The organism is Kitasatospora sp. NPDC057512 (assembly GCF_042802135.1).
Taxonomy (GTDB): Bacteria; Actinomycetota; Actinomycetes; order Streptomycetales; family Streptomycetaceae; genus Kitasatospora.
Genome location: NZ_JBHVET010000077.1, coordinates 1 through 18145, shown reverse-complemented (window position 1 = coordinate 18145; position 18145 = coordinate 1). Strand labels below are relative to the sequence as shown.

The following is an 18145-nucleotide window of genomic DNA, read 5'->3' as shown; positions in this document are numbered from 1 at the left end:
GTGACGGAGGAGTTGTTGCAGGTGGGGCTGGTGGGCTTGCCGCCGCCGGGGTTGGAGCCCTCGGCGAGCAGGTAGAACCAGTGGTTGAGCGGGCCGGCCGCCGCGTGCTCCTCGGTCTGCGGGATGGAGGCGGAGTAGCAGTTGGGGTTGTTGCTCACCAGGGAGGGGTTGTACATGTTGCGGATCGGGCCGTTGCCGACCAGGTTGATCATCTCGCCGACGGTGTAGTCCGGGGAGTCGTACGGGGCGGGCTCGTTGGCGTAGGCCTCGGTGAGCGCGCCCATGATGTCGCCGGTGGCCTCGCCCAGGCCGGACTCGTTGTTGGCGCCGCCGGGGGTGTACTGGTCGATGCCGTGGCCGAACTCGTGGCCGACGACGTCGATGGAGGCGATCCACTTGTTGGCCTGGCTGTGGCCGATGGATATCGTGCTGCCGTCCCAGTAGGCGTTGACGTCGCTGAGGCCGACCTTGACCGGCCAGCTGCCGCCGTTGCCGTTGTGCCCGTTGCGACCGAGCCAGTCGCGGAGCATGTCCCATTCCTTCTGGGCCGCGAACATCGCGTCGCCGCAGCCGGTCTCCTTGCTGGAGGCGCTGCCGGTGCCCCAGGAGTCGCCGGACTTGGAGAAGACCTGGCCGGTGCTGTAGTCGGAGCAGGACAGGCCGGGGCGGTTGGGGTCGCGCAGCGAGTAGGAGCCGCCGGAGTTGGTGGTGCTGATGGTGACGGGCGCGGGGCCGTTCCACTCGCTGTTGACGGTGCCGGCGCGGACGTCGTCGTAGCTGTCGACGACCTCGCCGGTGGTGGCGTCGACGAAGACGTGCAGGCGGCTGGGGGCGCTGCCCTTGTGGCCGGTGAGGACGGTCTCCCAGGCGAGGCGGCTGCTGCCGTCCTTGACGCGCACGACCAGGCGGCGGGACTCGACGGAGTCGACGGCGGCCAGCTTGGTGCGGGCGGTCTTCTCGGCGTGCTCGGCGCTGACCTGCGGGGCGGTGGGGGCGCCGACGGGGCCGGTGGCGGCGGACTGCAGGGCGCGGACCTTGCCCTGGGAGTCGGCGAGGACGACCGCGTCGCCGCCGACCACCGGCAGGCCGTGGTAACTGCGCTCGTAGGAGACGGAGTAGAGGCCGCCGAGCCAAGGCGTGACGGTCTTGCGCTCGTACGTCTCGCCCGGGCCCTTGGCCAGCGCGTCCAGTCCGGCCGCGGCGACGGCGTCGGCGGCGTTCACGGCGGCGGCCAGGGCGCTGGGCGGCGCCGGGGAGGGGGTGGGCGCGGCGGTGGCCGGGCCGGTGGCGGCAGCGATCAGGCCGGCCAGCACGGTCAGGGTGGTCGCCGTGGTCAGCAACCTGCCTGCGGTGACTCTGCGTTGCATCGAGGCTCCTCGCATGTGGGGGTCCTCGACCGCGGACGGCAGGGGCTGGTGGCGCACCGCGGGGCCGTGTCAGGGGGACGGCCGTGCGGGCCGTCCGCGCTCGGGTGCCCGAACCCTCACACGGCGTCATGCCCGGGTCAATGCCCGGTGCGCGCGGGGCAAGGGGTTGGCAAATTCCGTCAAGCCGGACGGGCCGGCTTTGCGTCAAGCTGGGGTTTTCTTCAAGTGGTTGAGACCACGTCATGTACGGGGCGGGTGGGCATCGAGTACCGTCCTCCTGATCCGAGTCGTCGGAATCACTGGAATCGTCGACAGGCCCGGCGGCCGGCCGGGGACGACGCGCCCGGGGAGGCAGCCGTGCAGCGGAACCGTGTGGCCCCTGCGGCGGCGGTGCCGGCACCGCCGACCGGCCGGGGGCAGGACGCCTGGCGGGAGTTCGGCGCCCGGCTGCGGCACTGGCGGCGCCGGGCGGGCCTCACCCAGGCGCAGCTCGGGGCCGGGATCGGCTACGACCACACCGCGGTCAGCAAGATCGAGCACGGCGCCCGCCGGGTCACCCCCAGGGTCGCCGACCGGATCGACGAGCTCCTCGGCGCCGCGGGGGAGTTGAGCGCCGCCTGCCAGCGCGCCGAGAGCGCCGAGCTGTGCGACCCGGAGGCCATCTCGCCCGCCCTGCTCCGGCCCCCGCTGCCGGGCGGCGCGCCCTCCGGCCCGCCCGCCCCGCCCCCGGCACCCGCTCCGCCGCGGCTGCCGGACTACGGACTGCTCTGTCCGCTGCACGGCGCCGAGGGCTGCGCCGTCCCCGAGCCCGGGGAACTCGCCGCCCTGCACGCCGAGTTCTGCTCCGCCGAGGCGCTCGCCGACCCGGCCGCCGCCCGCCCGCTGGACGCCGTCACCGCGCACGCCCTGACCGGGCTGCTCGCCGCCCGCCTGCGCTCCGGCGAGACCGGCGACCGCCCGGGCCTGGTCGCCGCCGTCGAGCGCACCCTGCGCGCGGTGCTCGCCCGGCTCGCCACCGCCCCCGCCGGGCAGCGCGGCCCGCTGGTCCGGCTGGCCGCCGAGCACGCCCACGCGGCCGGCGCGCTGCGGATGCAGGACGGCCGCAACGCCACCGCGATGGCCTGCTACGACCGCGCCCTCACCTGGGCCGGGCTGGCCGCGGACCGGGCCACCCAGGTCGGCACGCTCAGCGACATGAGCATCCTGGCCCGGCTGGACGGCGACCCGGTCGCAGCCCTCGGCTACGCCCGCGAGATCGAACGGGCCGCCCCGGACCGGCACTGGGCCGGCGCGATGGGCCGGATCAGCCGGGCCCGGGCGCACGCGCTCACCGGCGACGTGCGGGCGACCGTCCGGCAGATCGGCCTGGCCCGGGCGCACCTGGACCACATCGGCGCGGAGGACGAGGTCGACGTGCCCTGGCTCTCCATCGCCTCGATGCGGATGCGGGTCGAGTCCGCCGCGGCCGCCGCACTGCGCGACCTCGCCGCGGCCACCGACGACCCCCGGCTGGCCCGCCGGGCGCTGGACGCCACCGAGACCGCCCTCGGCCTGCTGGGGCCGGACCAACTGCCCTCCAGCCGTCTGCTCTTCATCGTCCGCGCGGCCGACTGCCACGTCTGCGCGCACGACCCGGCCACGGCCGTCGAGCTGCTCGGGCCCGCCCTGGAGGCGACCGGCGCGACCGCCCTGCCCGCGCTGGTCGAGTACGAGCTGCGCGGTCTGCGCGACCGTCTCGCGGCGCACGCGCCCCGTGCCGCACACCGATGGGCGGAGCCGGCCCGCTCCTGACCCGGGGGCGCTCCGGGAGCCGGGGCGCCGGCCGTGGGATGTGGCCGGATCGGTAGCCGCGCGGGGCGGCGCAGAAGGGGCGCACATCGGCGCCCGCAGGCCTGCACGACTGTCATTGCACACCGTCAAATCCCGCTTCTTCTCGACAATGCGCCCCCTTCGCGCCGCACAGACGTCAACTTTGTGCGCGTATAGTCCGCCGATCGGGTCATTCATGGAGTTAACACGTCGAATGACTGTCACGGCGCGCGTCTCCCGCTAGAGTCTCTGACGTTTCCAGTCGTTAGTCCGCGAAGAACGGGGGGCGCGTGCTGTCAGCCATTGCCCGCCGGCTCGCCCATCCGCTGCTGCTCCTGGGTGTGCTGTGCACGGCCGTCGCGACCCTGCACTTCCGCTGGGCGCCGGACCGGGTCTCCCCGCTCTTCCTGATCGCCGTCCTCGGGTACCTGGCGGTCCTGGAACGGGTGATCCCGTACCGGACCGACTGGCATCCGAGCCGACGTGAACTCGGCTGGTACAGCGTCTACTTCGCGCTGAGCATGGTCGGCGGCGGACTGGCCCAGGGGCTGGTGGCGACGCTGGTGCAGGTGCTCGGCCCGGCCCACCCGGCGCTGCCGTTCGCGGTGGAGATCCCACTCGCGCTGCTGGTCGGCTCGCTCGGCGACTACCTCGTGCACCGCTGGTCCCACCGCAACAGGTGGCTCTGGCGGCTGCACGGGGTGCACCACGTCCCGGACAAGGTGAACGTCGCGAACAACGGCGTGAATCATTTCCTGGACGTGCTCGTCGCGCAGTCCGTGGTGCAACTGTCGCTGGCGCTGATCGGATTCTCGCCGGATTCAGTGTTCGTGGTCGGAATATTCGTCCTGGCTCAGGGGTATTTCGTCCACGCCAACATCGAAGTCCGCATCGGTCCGCTCGGCCACGTCCTGGCCGGGCCGGAACTCCACCGCCTGCACCACAGCACCGACCTCGCCGAAGCCGGCCACTACGCCTCCGACCTCTCGCTCTGGGACCACGTGTTCGGGAGCTTCACCTGGCGGCCCGGCCGAGTGCCGAAGGCCGTCGGCCTCACCGACCCGGCCGCGTTCCCCGCCACCGGCGAACTCGGCGCCACCCTGCTGCACCCCTGGCGCCGGGCGAAGACCACCGAGCAGTCCGTCTGAACCCCGGCCCGAGCGGCCGCTCCCACCTGCCCGTGTCCCCGGCGCCACGCCATCACCACCCCGGATTGGATCATGACCTCCTCGCCCTTCGCCGTGCCCCGCGAACGCATCGCGATCACCGGTATCGGCTGCCGCCTGCCGGGACACGCCAACGACCACCGCTCCTACTGGCGCAACCTGATCGAGGGCCGGGACTGTCTCACCGAGACGCCCGCCGACCGCTACGACACCGGCACCCTGGGCAGCAGGGACCGGGCCAAGCCGGGGCGGCTGATCGGCGGCCGGGGCGGCTACATCGACGGCTTCGACACCTTCGACCCGGACTTCTTCGGGATCAGCCCGCGCGAGGCCGAACACATGGACCCGCAGCAGCGCAAGCTCCTGGAGGTCAGCTGGGAGGCCCTGGAGGACGGAGGCCTGCGCCCCGGCGAGCTGGCCGGCCGGGAGGTCGGCGTCTACATGGGCGCCTTCACCCTCGACTGGAAGATCCTCCAGTTCGCCGACCTCGACTTCGCCACCATCGCGGCGCACACCGCCACCGGCACCATGATGACGATGGTGTCCAACCGGATCTCGCACTGCTTCGACTTCCGCGGGCCGAGCGTCTCGATCGACACCGCGTGCAGCTCCTCGCTGGTCGCGGTCCACCTCGCCTGCCAGAGCCTGCTCCGCGGTGAGACCGAACTCGCCCTGGCCGGCGGCGCGTTGCTGCACATGGCACCGCAGTACACGATCGCCGAGACCAAGGGCGGCTTCCTCTCCGCGGACGGCCGCTCGCGCGCCTTCGACGCCGCCGCGGACGGCTACGTCCGGGCCGAGGGCGTCGGTGTGGTCGTGCTCAAGCGGCTCTCCGACGCGCTGCGCGACGGGGACCCGGTGCACGCCGTCATCCTCGGCACCGGCGTCAACCAGGACGGCCGCACCAACGGCATCACCGTCCCCAGCGCGGACGCCCAGGTCACCCTGATCGAGCGGGTCTGCGCCGAGGCCGGGGTGCTGCCCGGCAGCCTCCAGTACGTCGAGGCGCACGGCACCTCCACCCCGGTCGGCGACCCGATCGAGGCCGCCGCCCTCGGCCGGGTGCTCGGCGTCGGCCGCCGCGCCGGGGACCGCTGCTACGTCGGCTCGGTCAAGACCAACATCGGGCACACCGAGGCGGCGGCCGGCGTCGCCGGGCTGATCAAGACCGCGCTCGCGATCAAGCACCGCCGCATCCCGCCGCACCTCAACCTGGAGCGGCCCAACCCCGGCATCGACCTCGACGCCCTGCCGTTCGAGATCCCGACCGCCCCGGTGGACTGGCCCGAGCACCGGGGCCCGGCCCGGGCCGGCGTCAACTCCTTCGGCTTCGGCGGCACCAACGCCCACGTCCTGCTGGAGGAGCCGCCGCGGCCCGGGCCCGCCGCACCGGTGGCCGAGCCGGCCCGTACGGTGCTGCCGCTGAGCACCAGGGACACCGCCGGACTGCCCGAACTGGCCGCCGCCGTACGGCAGGAGCTCGCCGACGGGACGCCGCTCGCCGACCTCGGCCACACCCTGGCGCACCGCCGCCAGCACCTGCCCGAGCGCCTCGGGGTGGTCTACTCCACCCGGGAGGACCTGGACGAGGCGCTGGCCGCGTACGGGCGCGGCGAGGAGCACCCGCGGGTGGTCCAGGGCCAGGCCCGGGAACGCCGGCAGCGCCGGCTGGCCTGGGTGTTCACCGGCATGGGCCCGCAGTGGTGGGGCATGGGCCGGGGGCTGTACGAGCACGAGCCGGTCTACCGGGAGGCCGTGCGGGCCGTCGACCGGGAGATCCGCGCACAGGCCGACTGGTCGCTGCTGGCCGAGCTGGAGCGCGACGAGGCGGACTCCCGGATGGCCGAGACCTGGCTCGCCCAGCCCGCCAACTTCGCCGTCCAGGTGGGGCTTTCGGCGCTCTGGCGGAGCCACGGCCTGCGCCCCGACGCGGTGGTCGGCCACAGCACCGGCGAGGTCGCCGCCTTCCACGAGGCCGGGGTGTACGACCTGGCCGACGCCGTCCGGGTGGTGCTCGCCCGCAGCCGGCTCCAGCAGCGCCTGGCCGGCACCGGCACCATGCTCGCGGTCGGCCTGCCGGAGGCCGAGGCGGAGCGCCGGATCCGCCCGTACCGCTCCCAGATCTCGCTCGGCGCGGTCAACAGCCCCTCCGCGGTGACGCTGGCCGGGGACGCCGAGGCCCTCGGCGAACTGGCCGAGGAGCTGCGCGGGCAGGGCGTCTTCGCCCGCCTGCTGGACGTCGAAGTCCCGTACCACAGCGTGCGGATGGACCCGATCCGGGGCGAGCTGGTGGCCGCGCTCGCCGCCATCAAGCCCCAGGCGGCCCGGCTGCCGCTCTACCTCACCGCCCGCGAGGGGCTCGCCCGCGGGCCGGAGCTGGACGGCGAGTACTGGTGGCAGAACGTCCGCAACCCGGTGCGCTTCCGGGCCGCCGTCGAGCGGATGGCCGAGGACGGGCACGGGCTGTTCCTGGAGCTCGGCCCGCACCCGGTGCTCGGCCACGCGATCCGCGAGTGCGCGGAGCAGGCGCACACCCTGCCGTCGATCCGGCGGCAGCAGGACGAACCCGAGCGCTTCGCCCGCAGTCTCGCCGAACTGCACACCCTCGGCGTCGAGTTGAGCTGGGACGCGCTGCACCCGGCCGGCCGTCCGGTGCCCCTGCCGGCCTACCCGTGGCGGCGCGACCGGTACTGGGTGGAGCCCAAGCCGGTCGAGCAGGTCCGGCTCGGGCGGCTGGACCACCCGCTGCTCGGCCGCCGCACCGCGAGCGCCCAGCCCGGCTGGACGGGCACCCTCGACCCCGAGCGGCTGCCCTACCTGACCGACCACCGGATCGAGGGCCAGGTGGTCTTCCCGGCCGCCGGGTACCTGGAGATGGCCGCCCAGGCCGTCCGCACCCTGACCGGCGGCACCGAGGTGACGCTGGCCGAGATCGAGCTGAACCGGGCGCTGTTCCTCTCCGAGACCGAGCCCGTCCCCGTCCAGCTCGGCTACGCGCCCGAGGACGCCCGCTTCACCATCGCCTCCACCCCGGCCGGCGGCGAGCCGACCGTGCACGCGGGCGGCCGGGTCCGCACCGGCCAGCGCCGCTCCTACGGGCCCGCACCGGACCTGGACGCCCTGCGCACCCGGGGGCGGCACCTCGACGGCCCGGACTGCTACCGCCGGCTGGCCGAACGCGGCTACGACTACGGCCCCGCCTTCCAGGCCATCGCCGAGGTGTGGGCGGGCCCCGGCGAGGCGCTGGCCCGGATCCGGCCGACCGCGCCGCTCGGCCCGGACGCGGCCGACCACCACCTCCACCCGGTGCTGCTGGACGGCTGCTTCCAGACCCTGCTCACCACCCGGCTGGAGGTGCCCGAGGACGGCAGCGTCCGGCTCCCCGTCTCGATCGCGGAGGTCCGGCTCGACGCGATCGGCGACCGCCCGCTGTGGGTGCACGCCACCGTCACCCGGGACAGCGGCGAGGAACTCGTCGGCGACCTCGCGCTCTACACCGAGGACGGCACCCCGGTCGGCCGGGTCACCGGCTTCCGGGTCGCCGACGTCGCCCAGGCCCCGGCCTCCGTCGGGCTGTCCACCATCGACGGCTGGCTCACCGAGGTCGACTGGGTGGCCGCCGCCGAGGCGCCCCTCGACGAGACCCCCGGCGACCTGCTGCTCTTCGCCGACGAGGGCGGCCTCGGCGAGCGGCTGGCGGCCCTGGCCGCCGGGCGCGGCGCCCGCTGCCACCTGGTCCGGCCCGGAAACGAGTACCGGCACGGCGAGGGGCACTCGACCGTCCGGCCCGACTCCGCCGAGGACGTCCGGCGGCTGCTCGCCGCCCTCGACCCAGCCTTCGGCACCGTCGTCCACCTCTGGAACCTCGACCAGCCCGCCCTGGCCGCCACCACCGCCGACCGGCTCGGCCCGCTCGCGACCCTCGGCGCCTACTCCCTGATCACCCTCGCCCAGGCCCTGCCCGCCGCCCGCCCGGACGGCCGGCTGCACATCGTCACCCGGGGCACCCAGCCCGCCACCCCTGGCGACCGGGTCGAACCGCTCGGCGCCCCCGCCTGGGGCATCGGCCGGGTGCTGTGGCAGCAGGAGCTGGTCGCCCAGCGCGGCACCCTGATCGACCTCGACCCGGCCGTCGACGCCGCCGAGCAGGCCGAGGCGCTGCTCGCCGAACTCGCGGCCCGCGACGAGCAGGAGATCGCCCTGCGGGCCGGCGGCCGGCTCACCAGTCGGCTGCGGCAGGCCGAGGGCCTCACCCGCCCGCTGCCGCCGGTCCTCCGCCCCGACGGCAGCTACCTGGTCACCGGTGCCTTCGGCGCCCTCGGCCGGCTGCTCTGCCGCACCCTCGTGCGGCGCGGCGCCCGGCGGCTGATCCTGGTCGGCCGCACCGCCCTGCCCGAGCGCTCGGAGTGGGCGTACACCGACCCGGACACCCCCGTCGGCGAGCGGATCGCCTTCCTGCGCGAACTCCAGGCGCTCGGCGCCGAACCGCTGCTCGCCCCGGTCGACGTCACCGACGAGGCCGCCCTCGCCGGCTGGCTCGCCGACTACCGGCAGCGCCAACTCCCGCCGATCCGGGGCGTGTTCCACCTCGCCGGGCAGGTCAAGGACACCCTGCTGGCCCAGATGGACCGGCCGGCCTTCGACGCCGGCTACGGCCCCAAGGTGATCGGCGGCCACCTGCTGCACCGGCTGCTGAGCGACGAACCGCTCGACCACTTCGTGCTGTTCGCCTCCGTCGCCTCGCTGCTCACCACCGCCGGACAGACCAACTACGCGGCCGGCAACGCCTTCCTGGACGCCCTGGCCCACCACCGCAGGGCCGAGGGGCTGCCCGGGCTCAGCCTGGACTGGGGCCCGTGGGCCACCGGCATGATCGAGGAGCTGGGCCTGGTCGCCCACTACCGCGACGCCCGCGGCATGAGCTCGCTGCCGCCGGACGCCGGAACGGCCGTCCTGGAGCGCGTCCTCGGCCAGGACCGCGCCCAGCTGCTGGTCGCCACCGTGGTCGACTGGCCGACCTTCCTCGCCTGGTACCCGGCGCCGCCGCCGCTGGTCGCCGACCTCGCGGCGAGCGCCGCCGAGCAGGCCCCGGCCGAGACCGGCGGCTTCCTGGACGCCTACCGCGCGGCCGACCCGCAGGCCCGCCGGGAGCTGGTCGCCGAGCGCCTCACCGCCGCCGCCGCGGCCGTGCTGCGGATCGCCGCCGAACGGATCGACGCGGAGACCAGGCTCGGCGCGCACGGCCTGGACTCGCTGCTCGCCATGGAGCTGCGCGCCCGGGTGCACGGCGAACTGGGCGTCGCCCTGCCGGTGGTGGCCCTGCTCAGCAACGGCGCCGTCGGCGACCTGGTCGACCTGCTCACCGAGGGCCTGGCCGAGCGGCTCGCCGCCGACGGCGGCCCGGCCGAGGCCGAGGTGGAGCTGTACGCCGACGAGTCCCGCTTCCCGCTCACCCACAACCAGCAGGCGCTCTGGTTCCTGCGCCTGCTGCACCCGGACGGCTTCGCGTACAACATCGGCGGCGCCGTGGAGGTCCGCGCGGAACTCGACCCGGAGCTGATGTTCGGGGCCTTCCGCTTCCTGGTCGCCCGGCACCCCGAGCTGCGCGCCGCCTTCACCGCCGAGGAGGGCCGCCCGGTCCAGCGCATCCGGGAGGAGGCCGAGGCCGACACCGGGCTGTTCGACGTCGAGGGCCGGCCGTGGGAGGAGATCCACGACCTGATCGTCCGCGAGTACCGGCGGCCGTACGACCTCGCCGAGGACCCGCTGGTACGGCTGCGGCTGTTCCGGCGCGGGCCGGACCGCTGGGTGCTGATGAAGGCCGTCCACCACATCGTCTCGGACGCGATCTCCACCTTCACCTTCATCGAGGAGCTGTTCGAGGTCTACGAGGCGCTGCGCCAGGGCCGCACCCCGGAACTGCCCCCGGTGCCCGCCCGCTACCTGGACTTCCTCAACCGCCAGAACCGCTTCCTGGCCGGGCCCGAGGCCCGGCGGATGCTCGACTACTGGCGCGGCCACCTGCCGGCCGAGATGCCGGTGCTGGCGCTGCCCACGGACAAGCCGCGCCCGGCCGTGCAGACCCACAACGGCGCCTCCGAGTTCTTCCAGCTGGACGCCGAACTCACGGCCCGCGTCCACGAGTTGGCCCGCGCCAACGGCGCCACCCCGTTCATGGTGCTGCTCAGCGCCTACTACCTGCTGCTGCACCGCTGGTCCGGGCAGCCGGACATCGTGGTCGGCAGCCCGGTCACCGGCCGCACCCAGGAGGAGTTCGCCTCGGTCTACGGCTACTTCGTCAACCCGCTGCCGCTGCACGTGAGCCTGGCCGGGGAGCCGACCGTGGCCGACCTGCTGGCCCGGGTGCGGGAGAGCGTGCTCGGCGGGCTGGACAACCAGGAGTACCCCTTCCCGCTGCTGGTCGAGCAGCTGGGGCTCCAGCACGACCCGAGCCGCTCCGCGGTGTTCCAGGCGATGTTCATCCTGCTCACCCACAAGGTCGCCGTGGAGCGCTTCGGCTACCGCCTGGAGTACATCGAACTCCCGGAGGAGGAGGGCCAGTTCGACCTCACACTGTCCGCCTACGAGGACCGCGCGGACGGCTGCTTCCACTGCGTCTTCAAGTACAACTCCGACCTCTTCGAGCCCGCCACCGTCCAGCGGCTGGCCGCGCACTACCGCAACCTCCTGGACGCCATGACCCGCGCCGCCGAGGGCGAGCCGGTCGGGCGGCTGCGGATGCTGGGCGAGGCCGAACGGCGGGAGATCCTCACCGGCTTCAGCGGCGCCGAGCGCCGGATCGAGCACGACACCCCGGTGCCGGAGCTGATCGCCAAGGCCGCCGCCGAGCGGCCGGAGGCGGTCGCGGTGGTCGCGCCCGGCCGGGACGGCGTCCGCCGGCTGACCTACGGCGAGCTGGACCGGCAGTCCCAGCGCACCGCCGTACGGCTGCGCGAACTCGGCGTCGGCGAGGGCTCGGTGGTCGCGGTCTGCCTGGACAAGTCGCCCGAGCTGATCAGCACCCTGCTGGCGATCTGGCGGGCCGGCGCCGCCTACCTGCCGCTCGATCCCGGGCACCCGGCCGACCGGCTCGCCCACCAGGTCACGGACGCCGGAGCGGCGCTGGTGGTGGTCGACCAGCGGCGCCCGCTCCCGGCCGACCTGCCCGCCACGCCGGTCACCCTGGAGGAGCTGGACCGGCCGGTGCTGGGGGGCGCCGTACCACTGCCCGCCGCCGACCCGGACCGGGCCGCCTACCTGATCCACACCTCGGGCTCCACCGGCCGCCCGAAGGGGGTCCGGGTCGACCACCGCAACCTGGCCGCCGTCACCGCCGGCTGGCGCGCCGAGTACCGGCTGGACACCGAGGTCCGGGTGCACCTCCAGATGGCCGGCACCGCCTTCGACGTCTTCTCCGGCGACCTCGCCCGGGCGCTCAGCACCGGCGGCACCCTCGTCCTGGTCGACCGCGAGCTGCTCTTCGACACCGCCCGGCTGTACCGGGTGATGCGCGAGGAGGCCGTGGACGGCGGCGAGTTCGTGCCCGCCGTGGCCCGCGCGCTGCTGGCCCACTGCGAGCGCGAGGGCCTGCCGCTGGACTTCCTGCGGCTGCTGATCGTCGGCTCCGACTCCTGGAAGGCCGCCGAGCACCAGCGGGTGCGCGCCCTGTGCGGCCCGCGGACCCGGCTGGTCAACTCCTACGGGCTGACCGAGGCCAGCGTCGACAGCACCTACTACGAGGGCGCCACCGACCGGCTGGAACCCGGCCGGATGGTGCCGATCGGCCGGCCGTTCCCGAACAGCGCCGTGTACGTCCTGGACCCGTACGGCGAGCCCGTCCCGGTGGGCGTGCCCGGCGAACTGTGGATCGGCGGCGCGGGCGTCGCGGCCGGCTACCCCAACGACCCGGAGCAGACCGCCCGGCGCTTCGTCACCCTGGACCTCGACGGCACGCCCGCGCGGCTCTACCGCACCGGCGACCTCGGCCACTGGGACGCCGCGGGCACCGTGCACCTGCTCGGCCGGATCGACAACCAGGTCAAGGTCCGCGGCCACCGGATCGAGCTGGGCGAGATCGAGGCCCACCTCACCGCCCGCCCGGAACTCGCCCAGGCCTGCGTGGCCGTCCGCCAGGACGCCCGCGGCGAGGCCGTCCTCGCCGCCTACGTGGTGCCCGCCGAGGGCACCGTGCTGGACCGCCGCGAACTGCGCCGCCACCTGGCCGAGCACCTGCCCACCGTGATGATCCCCTCCTACCTCACCGAGCTGCCCGCCCTGCCGCTGACCCCGAACGGCAAGGTCGACCTCGCGGCCCTGCCCGAGCCCAAGGCCGACACCGCCGGGGCCCAGCACGAACCGCCCGTCACGCTCTACGAGACGAGCGTCGCCGAGCACTGGCGGAACCTGCTCGGCCTGGACGAAGTCGGCCTCCAGCACGACTTCTTCGAACTCGGCGGCAGCTCGATCCGGCTCATCGAGCTGATCCACCACCTCCAGAGCGAGTTCAACATCAGCATCCCGGTCGGCCTGCTGTTCAAGGTCACCACCCTGCACGGCATGGCCCGCACCGTCGAGCAGATCATCACCGGCGAGGTGGCCGGCGGCGAGCCCTACCTCTGGTTCAACGCCGGGGCGCCCGAGGAGCACACGGTCTTCTGCTTCCCGCCGGCCGGCGGCCACGGGCTGGTCTACCGGCAGCTCGCCGCGCACCTGCCGGAACACCGGATCGCCTCCTTCAACTACCTGACCGGCGACGACAAGACCGCCCGCTACGCGGACCTGGTCGAGGAACTGCACGCCGCCGGACCGTACGTCCTGCTCGGCTACTCGCTCGGCGGCAACCTCGCCTTCGAGGTGGCCAAGGAACTGGAGCGGCGCGGACGCACGGTGGCCTCGGTGCTGATGGTGGACGCCTACCGGGTCACCGAGGCCTTCGACCTCGGCGAGGAGCACCTGGCCGTCTTCGAACGCGAACTCCACGAGCACCTGCACCGCCACACCGGCTCGCGGATCGTCGCCCAGGAGACCCTCGAACAGGCCAGGGACTACCTGGAGTTCAGCAGCCGGACGCCCAACACCGGCACGGTCCGGGCCCAGCTGGACGTGGTCTGCGAGCGCGACCGGCTCTCCGTGCACGTGGGCGGCGAACCGGGCTCCTGGCACGGCGCCTCCACGACGGGCACCGCGGTGTACGTCGGGCACGGCGCCCACGCCGAGATGCTCGACGGGGACTTCGCCGCCCGCAACGCCGAACTGGCGGGCGCCATCCTGGCCGGAGGCACCGCCGATGGCCGCGGCTGACCGCGGGCCGGACTGGTCCGGCAGGGAGCGGGCCGCCGGCGGCCCGCCCCGGGTGATCGTGATCGGGGCCGGCCTGGCCGGCCTCGCCACCGGCTGCTACGCGCAGATGAGCGGCCTGGAGACCCGGATCTTCGAGAAGCACGTGCTGCCCGGCGGCTGCTGCACCGCGTGGTCCCGGCACGGCTACCTGTTCGACTACTGCATCGACTGGCTGATCGGCACCGCCGAGGGCACCGGAGCGCACCAGGTCTGGAGCGAACTCGGCGCCCTGGACGGCAAGTCGGTGACCCGCTTCGACACCTTCAACCGGGTCGTCGACGAACACGGCCGGGCCGTCACCTTCTACGGCGACCCGGACCGCCTGGAGGCCCACCTGCTGGCCCTCGCGCCCGGCGACGCCAAGCCGATCCGGGCCTTCTGCCGCGACCTGCGCCGCTACACCGCGATGGAGCTGCCCTGGGAGCTCACCCCGCCGCCGCTGCGCACCACGGCGGAACGGCTGCGCACCCTGCGAGCCGTCCTGCCCGCGTTCCGGCTGTTCTGGCGCACCGCGACCACCCCGATGAGCGGATTCGCCGAGCGCTTCCAGGACCCGCTGCTGCGGCGGGCCTTCCCCAACATGTTCCTCCAGGAGCCCGAGGGCTTCCCGCTGCTGCCGTACCTCTACACCCTGGCGGCCGCCCACAACGGCAACGCGGGCTTCCCGCAGGGCGGTTCGCTCGGGCTGGCCCGCTCGGTGGAGGAGCGCTACACCTCGCTCGGCGGGGTGATCGGCTACCGCTGCCGGGTGGAGCGCGTCCTGATCGAGGACGGGCGCGCGATCGGGGTGGAACTCAGGGACGGCACCCGGCACTTCGCCGACCACGTGGTGGCCGCCTGCGACGGCCCGACGGTGCTCGAACGGCTGCTGGAGGGCCGCTACTCCAGCCCCGCGACCGAGAAGCTGTACGGCGAACTGCTCGACAAGCCGGGCAACCTGTACCCGGCCGTGGTCTCCGCCTTCGTCGGCATCGACGGACCGCTGCCCGAGGGCGAGCCGCACAGCACCACCTACCTGCTGACACCCGAGGACGGCGAGCGGCTGCCGGGCTCGCTCCAGCGCAGCCTGGTGGTGCAGCTGCGGTCCTCCTACGCGGACGGCTTCGCGCCGCCCGGCAAGTCGGTGCTGCACTGCACCTACTTCAGCGACTACCGCTCCTGGAAGGAGCTGCGGACCGGCGACCGCCGGGCCTACCGGGCGCGCAAGCAGGAAGTCGCCTCGTTCGTCCGGGAGTTCCTGGAGCGGACGTACCCCGGCCTCGGCGGGCGGATCGAACTCGTGGACGTCGCCTCGCCGGTGACCACCGAGCGGTTCACCGGCAACACCTACGGCAGCATCCTCGCCTGGCAGGCCTTCTCCGAGGCCGAGGACGCCGCCAACCGGCTGGTCAACAAGGACCGGATGCGGCTGCCCGGGCTGAGCGGCTTCTCCATGGCGGGCCAGTGGACCGCGCTCGGCGGGCTGATCCGGGCCGCCACCAGCGGACGGTTCGCCGCGCAGTACCTCTGCCGGGAGCTCGGCCGGCCGTTCCGGGCCTGGCCCAGCGACAACCGGGAACCCTGGCACGCGGGCAAGTGGGGCCGCCTGCCGCAACTCGACCGCGCCACCGTGGGAGCGCCGGACGTGGGAGTGCCGGGAGCAGGAGTGGCGGAAGTGGGTGTGGCGGAGTGAGCGGGACGACGACCACCGGCGGCCGGCAGAGCATGGTCATCATCGGCGGCGGGCTCGGCGGGCTCTCCACCGGCTGCTTCGCGCAGATGAACGGCTACCGCACCCGGATCCTGGAGATGCACGAGATCCCCGGCGGCTGCTGCACCGGCTGGGACCGGGGCGAGTTCACCTTCGACTGCTGCATCAGCTGGCTGCTGGGCAGCGGGCCGGGCAACGAGATGCACCAGATCTGGCTCGAACTCGGCGCGCTGCAGGGCAAGCGGATGCGCAACTTCGACGTCTTCAACGTGGTGCGCACCCGGGACGGCCGGGCGGTCTACTTCTACTCCGACCCGGACCGGCTGGAGGCCCACCTGCTGGAGCTGGCCCCGGAGGACGCCCGGCAGATCCGGCAGTTCTGCGCCGGTCTGCGCAAGTTCCGCCTGGCGCTGGCCCGTTACCCCTTCCTCAAACCGGTCGGGCTGATGGGACGGTGGGAGCGGATGCGGATGCTCGCCTCCTTCCTGCCGTACTTCAACGTGATCCGGCGCTCGATCACGGTGCTGATGAGCGACTACTCGGCGAAGTTCCGGAGCCCGCTGCTGCGCGAGGCGTTCAACTTCATCCTGTACGAGAAGCACCCCAACTTCCCGGTGCTGCCCAACTACTTCCAACTCGCCTGCCACGCCGGGCAGTCGGCCGGCGTGCCGGAGGGCGGCTCGCTGGGTCTGGCCACCTCGATCGAGCAGCGCTACCGGCGGCTGGGCGGCGAGATCACGTACAACACCAAGGTGACCGGGATCCTGATCGAGGACGACCGGGCGGTGGGGGTGCGGCTGAGCGACGGCCAGGAGGTGCGGGCGGACATCGTGGTGGCCGCCTGCGACGGCCGGACGACCATGATGGACCTGCTCAAGGGCCGCTACCTGAGCGACACCTACCGCCGGCTGTACACCCAGACCATCACCGAGCCGGGCATGGTGTTCCCCGGCTACGTGACCGTCTTCCTCGGCCTGCGCCGGCCCTTCCCGGCCGGGGACCCGTGCACCACCTACCTGCTGGAGGACGAGGTCGCCGAGCGGCTCACCGGCATCCGGCACCCGAGCATCAACGTCCAGTTCCGCAGCCGCCACTACCCGGAGCTGTCGCCCGCCGACACCACGGTGGTGTATGCCAGCTACTTCTGCGACATCGCGCCCTGGCGGGAGCTGAGCACCGGGCCGGAGCAGGAGCCCCGGGTGCGGCGCGGCGAGGAGCTGCACACCCTGCCGGTCGGCCGGGGACGGGAGTACCAGCGGGCGAAGCGCCGGGTGCGCGACACCATCGTCGAGTACCTGGACGGCCACCACCCCGGGCTGCGGGACGCGGTGGCGGTCAAGGACGTCTCCACCCCGCTCACCCAGGTCCGCTACACCGGCAACTACAACGGGACGGTGCTGGGCTGGCAGCCCTTCGTGGAGAGCGGCGAGACCCTGGAGGAGGAGGTCAAGCGCAACGGCCCGGGGCTGCCCGGCCTGGCGAACTTCTACCTCTCCGGGGTCTGGGCGACGACCGGCGGGCTGATCCGGGCGGCGGCGGCCGGCCGGCACGTCGTCCAGTTCATCTGCCGGGACGACGGCAGGCCCTTCAGGGCCGAGGTGGACGACAGCGCACCGCCGCCCACTCTGCTCATCGAACCGGTCGGCCCCGCCGACCGCCAGTTTGGAGTCACCTCGTGAGGATCGAGAAGTGGGTCGTGCGGGAGCACGTGGACGGCGTGCCGGATGTCGAGCGGATGTACCGGAAGGTCGTGGAGGAGGTGGACGTCCGGCTCGCGGCGGACGAGATGCTGCTGCGCACCCGCTACGTCTCGGTCGACCCGTACCTCCAGGGCATCGCGCTGGACACGCCGATCGGCGACCACATGGGCGCGGACTCGATCATGGAGGTGGTGGAGGCCGGGCCCGCCGCGTGCTTCGGCGTCGGCGACCTGGTGCAGGGCTTCGGCGGCTGGCGCACCCACCTGGTCAGCAACGGCGCGCCGAGCTTCTGGCAGACCGGGACCTTCCCGATGGTCTTCCCGGCCTTCCGCCGGCTGGACCCCGCCGACTACGGCGGGGAGCTGCCGCTGACCACCGCGCTCGGCATCCTGGGCGGGCCCGGGATGACGGCCTGGGGGACGGTGGAGAAGTTCCTCGACGTGCGCCCAGGGTCGACGGTGCTGGTCAGCGGGGCCTCCGGGGCGGTCGGGTCGCTGGTCGGGCAGCTGGCCAGGCACCGGGGCGCCCGGGTGATCGGCACCACGGCCTCGCCGGAGAAGGCGGAGCGGCTGTGGGAGCTGGGCTTCGAGGGGGTGCTGCTGTACCGCGACGGCGACGCGCCGGAGCGGCTGCGGAAGGAGCTGGCCGAGCTCGCGCCGGAGGGCATCGACCGCTACTTCGACAGCCTCGGCGGGGTGCTCACCGACGTGGTCTTCGGCATGCTCGCGGTGGAGAGCCGGGTGGCCGTCTGCTGGCAGTGGGGGAGCCAGGTCGGCGGGGACTGGGCGGGGCCGCGGCTGCTGCCGATGATCATGTTCCCGCGCACCACGATCCGCGGCATCTTCTCGCTGGAGTGGTTCACCGAGGAGAACTGGGCCGCGCTGCGGCGGGACCTCGGGGCGCTGGTCCGCAGCGGGGAGCTGACGTACCAGGAGACGCTGCACCGGGGGTTCGACAGCATCCCGGCTGCCTACCGCGGCCTCTACGTGGACCGTTCGGCCAACCGGGGGAAGGTGCTGGTCGAGCTCTGAGCGGACGGACGGACGCCAGGGCCCTTCGGCGGATGTGCCGAAG

7 protein-coding genes are annotated in these 18145 nt (G+C 73.8%); 6 read left to right on the top strand and 1 reads right to left on the bottom strand.

All coding sequences use genetic code 11. The features are described from left to right. Positions 1-1367, bottom strand: a 1367-nt coding sequence (locus ACFU6K_RS08260) for a M4 family metallopeptidase (RefSeq protein ID WP_380661647.1), incomplete at its 3' end; no start/stop codon positions are given. A gap of 357 nt (positions 1368-1724) precedes the next feature. On the opposite strand from ACFU6K_RS08260, the gene ACFU6K_RS08255 reads away from it, so the two are divergent. From ACFU6K_RS08255 to ACFU6K_RS08230, 6 genes are all read left to right on the top strand, one after another. Next, a complete protein-coding gene (locus ACFU6K_RS08255; protein ID WP_380661645.1) occupies positions 1725-3158 on the top strand; it encodes a helix-turn-helix domain-containing protein in 1434 nt (477 codons plus the stop codon). 308 nt (positions 3159-3466) lie between these two features. Then, positions 3467-4324 carry a sterol desaturase family protein gene (locus ACFU6K_RS08250; protein ID WP_380661643.1) on the top strand — a complete coding sequence of 286 codons (858 nt, stop codon included), beginning with the start codon at positions 3467-3469 and terminating at the stop codon, positions 4322-4324. Between the two features lie 72 nt (positions 4325-4396). Next, entirely contained in the window at positions 4397-13642 is a 9246-nt protein-coding gene (locus ACFU6K_RS08245) for an amino acid adenylation domain-containing protein (protein ID WP_380661641.1), read from the top strand. Continuing rightward, positions 13629-15353 carry a phytoene desaturase family protein gene (locus ACFU6K_RS08240; RefSeq protein ID WP_380661640.1) on the top strand — a complete coding sequence of 575 codons (1725 nt, stop codon included), beginning with the start codon at positions 13629-13631 and terminating at the stop codon, positions 15351-15353. Before ACFU6K_RS08245 ends, ACFU6K_RS08240 begins: the two co-directional genes overlap by 14 nt. 32 nt (positions 15354-15385) lie before the next feature. Beyond that, positions 15386-17050 carry a phytoene desaturase family protein gene (locus tag ACFU6K_RS08235; RefSeq protein ID WP_380661649.1) on the top strand — a complete coding sequence of 555 codons (1665 nt, stop codon included), beginning with the start codon at positions 15386-15388 and terminating at the stop codon, positions 17048-17050. Then, positions 17047-18102 (top strand): MDR family NADP-dependent oxidoreductase, encoded by a 1056-nt coding sequence (locus tag ACFU6K_RS08230; protein ID WP_380661638.1) that lies wholly within the window; start codon positions 17047-17049, stop codon positions 18100-18102. Before ACFU6K_RS08235 ends, ACFU6K_RS08230 begins: the two co-directional genes overlap by 4 nt. The last annotated feature ends 43 nt before the right edge of the window (positions 18103-18145 follow it).

Excerpts from the sequence above, each read along its gene's own strand:
- ACFU6K_RS08245 (WP_380661641.1), top strand. The coding sequence starts at position 4,397 with ATGACCTCCTCGCCCTTCGCCGTGCCCCGCGAACGCATCGCGATCACC.
- ACFU6K_RS08240 (WP_380661640.1), top strand. The coding sequence starts at position 13,629 with ATGGCCGCGGCTGACCGCGGGCCGGACTGGTCCGGCAGGGAGCGGGCC.
- ACFU6K_RS08235 (WP_380661649.1), top strand. The coding sequence starts at position 15,386 with ATGGTCATCATCGGCGGCGGGCTCGGCGGGCTCTCCACCGGCTGCTTC.